This window comes from Nostoc sp. DedSLP03, from assembly GCF_034530815.1.
Lineage (GTDB): Bacteria > Cyanobacteriota > Cyanobacteriia > Cyanobacteriales > Nostocaceae > Nostoc.
Genome location: NZ_JAVRCK010000173.1, coordinates 1 through 7,633, shown reverse-complemented (window position 1 = coordinate 7,633; position 7,633 = coordinate 1). Strand labels below are relative to the sequence as shown.

Genomic DNA, 7,633 nt, shown 5'->3' with positions numbered 1-7,633 from the left:
CAGGGTATACGGTAAGCTGAAGCCTAAAACCCTTATACATCAACTGTTTTGCAAGTCTGCGTTTCGCGTGGCTTGTTTTTGTCTTAAAGCTCGTGATTTAAACATCCAAAACCCCACTGCAATGGTAATCTGATTTGCAAATTGTGGCTTAAGGGCTATGAAGTTTTAGCTGTATACCCAACAGAATTAGAAATCAATTAACCCTCGACTAGAGATGCAACAGTGGTTTATGAGTCAAAATTCGCAGCCGGATAACATATATGTTGTCCGATAAATTTTCGTCAAAATTCGCTGGCGGATAACTTAAAGTAGTCCAGCAAATTTTCGCCAAAACTTGCAACCGGATAACATATGTTGTCCGGCAAATTTTTGTCAAAACTTGCAGGACATCTGTCAAAGTTTATACACTTGTTTAAAACACGAGGTATTGTGCATGGATGCGCTAGGAAGGCGGACAAGTGAACACGGAGTGCTGCACCTAATGGAAAGCGAAAAGCACGGTCAGCCAATTTGGTTAACCTTGTGCGGTCGTAAAATTCGCGCCACTGACGCGCTGCCGCCGCAAAAATTTGATGCTGGCGAGAACTGCTGTATAGTTTGCGTTCGGATGCAACGCAGTAACTCGCTGCTGCACTCAAGGCTTAGGGCTGCATGAGTTTTGAAGCAAGTTTTAGGAAGAATTAAACCAGTGACAAGTTAACTTGCCGAAAAAGGATTGCAATTAAATCCTCTGGGGATAACTATAGTGGTCGATGCGAACTGAGTAAAATTAGATCCATCACCGAGAGGCTACAAGGACGCGGCTAAACTGCCGTTAAAATTCGTAGACGTTTGTGGCGAAACCTATTAGGTTTCAAGCGAATTTCTTCACCAATCTTTTTTCGCGGAAACATTAGATGTTTCCTCTAAGTTTCATAGTGAGTACGGGACATAGGGAAATGTATAACATTTCCAGAGTACGCAACACTTATTTGCAGATGTTTTTCGACGCGGGGGGTTAAGACTCCGCCAGGGCGATCGCGTTGCGGAAGATTTGCGCGATAGAGTAATAATCGTTGCGTAGAGAAGTTAACTTGTCTGAACCTAATGCTTCGCCAGGGCGATCGCTCTCTTGGCGATTTGTGCCGCGTCCTTTGTTAGCACCCTATGGGTATTAATCAACATTTTGGTGACTTATGAGCAGTTCCTATTGCTGTACAACAGCGGATAAACCTTAAGGTTTGTATGAAGTTCTTCACCAGCGATCGCTCGACGTTTTTGTACACAATCGGCGGCGGCTGGTCTTGCCGCTGCACGTTGCGGCAACTTCCAACTTCAACTTCCAACTTCATTAACTAGCTGGTGGAAGTCGGAAGTCAGGAGTTGGAAGTTAGCGGTTACTCAATTGCGATCACAGAAGGTGGGGTGTGCGCCATCGCACTGCGCTGTGACTGCGTTGCAATTTTCATTGTATGAAAATAAGTTTGCAAGGAACTTGCAAATATTGAGACGAATTACCGAAAGTCTCCCATTCAAAGGGGACGCAACTACACATCGTTATTGTCCAGGGGTGCTGGCGGTTCACTAATAACCTTTGTTTCAGGGGTAGCACTAAAACCAAAAGGTTTTGTCTGTTCAGATGATTCTTCAGATAACTGACTAATTCTATATTTAAGGTCTTTTTTTGAAAAGTGTATTAGAACTTGACCAACTGATTCAAGTAACTCAGTCCATGAAGAATCATCAGAATTTATTTTAAAACTTTCACTAACTGTTTCTTCTTTTTTTATTGATGGTGCTTTAACAATAAAAATGTCATCCTCTTGTTTAATAGAAAAATACAGAATAATTCCTGAAGGGGGAACTAAAGCTTTGTTATAAAAGCTTCTACCAGAATTATTAATATTAAAGCCTTGAGCTTTTACAGAAATTACTAATTTAAAACTAAAAAAACATTCATTGTCTACTAAAATAGCATCTTGAATAAAACTAAAAGGAGGAAGCTTAGAGCCTTCTTCATCAATAAGATATATATCTTTTCCTAGATTACATCCAATATGGTTAGCTATTTTTTGAGTAAGTTGGCGAATAAAATTAAAATTTTTATCTACATATGCATAAGTATTTTGATAATCTTTGTCAACACTATTGACTAGATGTTGAAATATTGACTCTGACATAGTAATAAAACTTTTAGAAAACAAGTCCATAGTATCATATTTGACTCGCTCTTAAATCTTTTCCACAAACCATAGTAAACGCTCGTAATGTGGTTGAAGCGTTGCATATTGCAGTGACTTCCAACTCCTAACTTCCAACTTCACTAGCTAGTTGGTGGAAGTTAGAAGTCAGCCTGTGCGCTCGCGTTTCACGCAACGACAATCCGATTAAGAGTTAAGTCCCAATCGGGAGAGTTAGCGATCGCGCACTGTCACTGCGTTAAAAACTGCATCGGCAACCATTGCAATTTTCAGTGCAAGCTAGATTGCAACTACTCACCTTTTTAAAACTGAAGGCGATCGCACTTCCTTGAGCGGGGATGATCATTTATGCTTCATCTGTGGGTAGGGAGCGGTAGCGATCGCGTACAAAAACAACCCCTGGTCATTGACCAAGGGCCGTTTTTATAGTCCACGGGTACTACCTCAAAAGTTATAAGCGCCGCCTTTCTCTCTTACCCAATCATTAATTTCTAGGATGAAATAGCTGAATAAAGCAGTTTCATCTTCTATTGATATAGATGAGTGCTGTTTTGAACGTAACTCAAAAAATGTATACGCGCTTTGATAAATGCCGGGGTATTTCTCTTTCAAAAAGTCTTCCAATAAATTGAAGGTATCTTGACAGAGTGGATAACTGAAAACAAGTTTTTCGCAAGGCAATCCAAACTTTTTGTTTAAAAGAGACACTAAATTAGACTCAGAAATCTCCTCTCCCCACTCAAGTTGTCTTCTGAAGTGATCAAGCGCGATTGGATTTGTGAAACAGATCCAATCGCGCTTATAAATGAAGCTGTACTGCTTCTGAACTGCCTCGTTGATGATATCCAGCCCTTCTACTGTGTTTTGGCGTGAGGCAATATCAGCAGCAAGCGTTGGGTCAGCCTCGGCATATCTGATAAAAGTCTCGGCTACATAGTTGGCGAAGGCTGGATCGAGGTAGCTGGCTAGGTGAACTGCCATGATTGGGTGAACCCAAGTTACCCAAGTTTTACCTACGCGCTCAACAATCCAGGGTTCAGCATTTGACTGTGTATTTTTCAAATGCTCGAATCTAGCCTTGGTTTCTGGGAATCGCTTCCAGTTTTTCAAGTCATACCCAAAACGCTTACACCACTTGGTGGCATTGATGTAGTTGTCATCTCGCTGTGCATCTTGCACCAAGTTACCAAACTGCTCTATGTTTGACATATATAAATTTTTCATTGTTTTGAAAATCTTAAACGACTCCGGCTCAAACAGGGGTTGTTTTTTTTAGCCTACAGACACTACCACCACACAGTGAAAATAAGTAGCTACTGGAAGCTACAAGACAAAATTTGATACACCTGTTTGGGTGAGTCAACTTCAAGGTTTGGGTTTGACGGTGTATTTTCTACACTGTCAACTTCAAAATTCAGGTTTGACAGTGTATTTTCTACACTGTCAACTTCAAAATTCAGGTTTGACAGTGTATTTTCTACACTGTCAACTTCAAAATTCAGGTTTGACACACCCCAGGAGGTGAGTCAACTTCAAAATTCGGGGTTTGATTGTATATTTTATACACAGTAAATTGAAGTATAAGTCATGAAATCATGATAATCAGTTAGTTAGCCTCCCTCCGTGGATCACCTTTTAAAACGTCTCAAACGCTTGCCAGTAGCTATTAAGCGCTGAAATAGAAGGTGTGTATCAAAACAATGGATCACCTTGGATCACCTGTATGATCACCTTGGATGATCACCTTATTGAGAATGATGCAAGCCTTGCAGGGCAAGGCTTTACCCTTAATTGTAAAGAAGGTGATCCGTCTAAGTACATCAGAAAACGCAAAAAAATAAAACTGGAATCAAAAAAAGCATGGTGAGAAGCATTCTCACGGATCACCTTCGTTACAATTGAATGAAAATGCTTACCCTGCAAGGCTTTCAGAATTGTTAAGAAGGTGATCTGCCAAGGTGATCCATAGGTGATCACAGGTGATCATAGTAAAGGCGATCGCCTCAACAAAAATCGCCCTTACTAGGCATTTTAGTTACATTGGCTCTAACTCATGATCATCGACCCAATCCCACTCGTTATCGTCTACCTCAAACCAAGGGTGGTCTTCTGGCAAGGAAACCATGTACTGCCAGTCCACGCCAGTCCAGGAAAGCCCCAGGACTGTTACGGGGTACAAAATCTCGCCCTGCTTCACTTTTGTCTTGTGCAGCACGGTTTGACCAATGTAATATTCGGGTTTGCTGAATTCTTTACTCACTCGCAAACGCCAAAACTTTGACGCTTGACGAAAATTGCCCAAAGTGGGCCCGTCAGCAGCTAACATACTATTGCCTCCTTAGTGGCGTGAGAACTTTTAAGGGGGAAGTCGTGCCGGTGGGAGAGAGGTAAGAGACTCTCTTGCCGGGGCGCATTCAAGCGCTGACTTCATTTGTGACATCAGGTATCTGAAATCATTGAAGCAGGTTTCGCAACAAATTGCGATCGCACTTCTTTTAACTAGATGATCATTCAACCATCCCATGTGGGTAGGGAGCGAGACGACGCTACGATTTACTCGCTGCAACCTGAGTTAATAATTGTATTCATCTGTCTACATTTAGAATACAACACCTGAATACAGACTGTCAATAAAGTTGTAGACAAGAACTCTGAAACCATCTACTATTGTAGACATATGTATTCAGTGACATAAGATATGGTCAGCAAACAATTTTCGTTTCGCTTGTCTGATGAAGTTGTGGAATGGCTAGAAGGATTGCAGTTAGAGGGCGAGAGTCTAAACCAGACGGCTCGAAGGATACTTACAAAATCTGCCAATTTGTCTACAGATTCACTATCTACATCTGTAGACATCAAGTCATTGGTTAAGCAAGAGGTAGAAGCAAGTCTAACAGAAGTGCGATCGCAACTCGAAACACAACTAGAGGCACGCCTGGAGGAACTGCGGGGAAAATTGAAAGCCCGGTAGTAGATAAGGAAACTAGCACTACCGGGCAAGAAAGCAATGAAGACTCAACTGTAGCGAACAGCGAAACTATCGACCAGCTGCAAACGGAAGTTAAAAGCCTAGAAACTCGTCTCAAACATTCCCGCAAGGAAAAGAAGGGGCTAGAGCAGCAATTGGCTGACGTTGAGCGAGAGAACAATATCTTGAAGGATGGAACAGTTCTCAACAGGAGATTAGAACAGATTAGGGAACTGGAGAGAGAAAACCAGCAGCTCAGGCAACAGCTACAGACAGCAGGTGCATCCCTTGCGCCAGACTATGAAGCAGTCCGCGATCGCACTTTAAATCAGCTGAGAATGGGCAGACAATCGCCATCGGGTAAGGCAATTCAGGCTTTCATTAAGGAATTGAAGGCAAGTATTGCCCCCGAATAGTGGCACTATGCCCGGACTTAAGTGCCGCATAAGCGGGGCTATAGCCCTAGTATTCAAGGACTTAAGTGTCGCATAAGCGGGACTATAACCCTAGTATTGTGCCTTTATAGTGGCAGTATGCAGGCACTATAAGCCCCTAACTGTGCCACTATTGGATGGTTTCAACACGGTTTTAACCCGTCTACACCGCGACCAAAACCTGTCTACAGTTTGTCTACACTGTGACAACAGACTACGATAAGTGCGGTTACAGTGCGATATCACTGTAACAATACTTTGGTTCCACTTGGTTGCAGTGCAACAACAGAGCGTCTACACCCAAACCAGTTGAAAAATTGCCTGTAGACGGCTGAAACCCCCTCTTAGAGCGAATTTTGACAAATATAGACATTTTTTTTGGTAGGCATTTTTAACATAAATTCCCCAAAAATAGGCACTTTTTTTAATATATTGCCCAAAAAAGTAGCGGTGCTAATTTAACAGTTTTAAAGCTAAACAGATAGAGATGCACCTCTGTTAATAAGCTATATTCTGTTGTGAGTTAAGTAGACAAAACCTCACTGATTTGATGCCGTGCCAGAGCTTGCCTGAGATATTCCACCTCAGCCCTTAGTCGTGCATTCTCCTGTATCAACGTATCCATATCATCTTTTTTATCCACTGCCTGCTTAATTACCTTCCTCCGATTCTCCAAGCTGAACCACTTCTGATAAATCTCAGTGTGAATCTCTACAGAATGTCCCAAATTATCAGCAGCAGCTTTAATTGGAATGCCCATCATGTGCGCTCGAATCGCCCAAGCGTGGCGTAAGTCATAGGGTGTAAACGGAATATTTACGCGCCTAAACCATGATGAACAATTAACCCGAATAGTGTTGATATCTGTAAAACTAGTCCTGCCATCAGTTTGAGCCTTTAACAGTTCCAAATACTCTACGTTTTTTAAATCAAACAAGTAAACCCATTCAGGATGTAGCGGTAAAGTTTCTCTGTAACCTGTCTTAGTGTCTGGGTGAACTTTCCATGTATTATCTTTATTTTCAGGACTCAACCACCAATCAATTTCAGGATTTACAAACAACTCTCTTGGGCGTAGTCCATAAGTGGCAAGCATTCCATACACCCATTCCCACATCTTCCAACTATCTAAACAACTCTTCTTGATTGTTAAGCTTCTAGTCAAAGAGTAATGATGAAAAGATTCCTGATATTTGATGATATCCTGATCGCTGGGGATATCTCTAGGCTGACTTTTGGGTTGCGTGGCTTTGAAATGTTCAAGAGTAAAGCTAGTTAAATTAAGAGTTGATTTTAAAACTTTCAACGATTTAACAGCGCTGTATCTAGCAAAATCTTTAGTCAACTCTGCAAATTTTTTGTCAATCTCCGATTGAGTTAATAAAGTATCTACCCCAATCAACCGCCGTAAATAATCCTTGTAATAGAAAAACGTGTGTTTACTTTTTTCTGTTAATTTGTGTGTTTTGAAATACTCAGTTTCAAACTCTTCTAAAACTTCACCAAGGGTTTGATGTTTGTTGCTGACCCTAGCTGTTTTACCCAGATATTTATCAGTCCATTCAAACTGTTTACGGGCCATCAGCTTGCCTAGCTCGTTTGCTTCTTCCTCTGCTGTTTTTAACCCGTCCAAGCTTGCAGGGATATTCAGCGAAATCTTGTACTGCTTAAAACCAAGTCCTTTTATGTCGCGATCGCCCGGTTTGATTGGTAGGGATGCTTGCAATTGAATTGTGTCCCGTGCCACGACCAAGCCCACTTTTACCTTAGCGGCTTTCAGCCGAGCCTTAGTGTCTGCCAAGCCCTTCTCAAATTTGCGTTCCAGGTGCTGCCGAGTAGCTTTCATTTGTTTCTGCGTTCCTAAATAGCTGCCATCGGTAGATGCTGGCGGAGTAAAATCCTCAAAAACGTCCTGTGCCTTGCTTTTCATTGTGTCTTAAATGTGTCTTAAAATTTAGTCCATTTAGAACAATGTTTAAATTAAGCAAAGTTAGACGTGGACTAAATCTTGGTATCACGAAACATTAAATCATACTTCGTACAGGGTATAC

8 protein-coding genes are annotated in these 7,633 nt (G+C 41.6%); 3 read left to right on the top strand and 5 right to left on the bottom strand.

Translation table 11 applies throughout. From position 1 onward, the window contains the following. The first annotated feature begins 433 nt into the window (after window positions 1-433). Entirely contained in the window at window positions 434-655 is a 222-nt protein-coding gene (locus tag RM368_RS37570; RefSeq protein ID WP_322698771.1) for a hypothetical protein, read from the top strand. 518 nt (window positions 656-1,173) lie between these two features. Here the strand turns inward: RM368_RS37570 and RM368_RS37565 are convergent. The 4 genes from RM368_RS37565 to RM368_RS37550 all read right to left on the bottom strand — a co-directional run bounded on the left by RM368_RS37565 (window position 1,174) and on the right by RM368_RS37550 (window position 4,506). Then, complete coding sequence (locus tag RM368_RS37565) at window positions 1,174-1,305, bottom strand: hypothetical protein (RefSeq protein WP_322698770.1); 132 nt, start codon at window positions 1,303-1,305, stop codon at window positions 1,174-1,176. A 221-nt stretch (window positions 1,306-1,526) separates the two neighbouring features. Next, window positions 1,527-2,189 (bottom strand): hypothetical protein, encoded by a 663-nt coding sequence (locus RM368_RS37560; RefSeq protein ID WP_322698769.1) that lies wholly within the window; start codon window positions 2,187-2,189, stop codon window positions 1,527-1,529. Window positions 2,190-2,624: 435 nt separating this feature from the next. Further along, window positions 2,625-3,389, bottom strand: a complete 765-nt coding sequence (locus tag RM368_RS37555) for a KilA-N domain-containing protein (protein ID WP_322698768.1) — start codon at window positions 3,387-3,389, stop codon at window positions 2,625-2,627. 826 nt (window positions 3,390-4,215) lie between these two features. Then, window positions 4,216-4,506, bottom strand: a complete 291-nt coding sequence (locus RM368_RS37550; protein WP_322698767.1) for a hypothetical protein — start codon at window positions 4,504-4,506, stop codon at window positions 4,216-4,218. A 372-nt stretch (window positions 4,507-4,878) separates the two neighbouring features. On the opposite strand from RM368_RS37550, the gene RM368_RS37545 reads away from it, so the two are divergent. Continuing rightward, window positions 4,879-5,151: a hypothetical protein gene (locus RM368_RS37545; RefSeq protein WP_322698766.1), complete on the top strand. Its 273-nt coding sequence runs from the start codon at window positions 4,879-4,881 to the stop codon at window positions 5,149-5,151. A 152-nt stretch (window positions 5,152-5,303) separates the two neighbouring features. Beyond that, window positions 5,304-5,564 carry a hypothetical protein gene (locus RM368_RS37540; protein WP_322698765.1) on the top strand — a complete coding sequence of 87 codons (261 nt, stop codon included), beginning with the start codon at window positions 5,304-5,306 and terminating at the stop codon, window positions 5,562-5,564. A 541-nt stretch (window positions 5,565-6,105) separates the two neighbouring features. On the opposite strand, the gene RM368_RS37535 is transcribed toward RM368_RS37540, so the two are convergent. Next, the gene (locus tag RM368_RS37535) at window positions 6,106-7,512 is read right to left on the bottom strand and encodes a site-specific integrase (protein WP_322698764.1); all 1,407 of its coding nucleotides are present in this window, start codon (window positions 7,510-7,512) and stop codon (window positions 6,106-6,108) included. Window positions 7,513-7,633 lie beyond the last annotated feature (121 nt).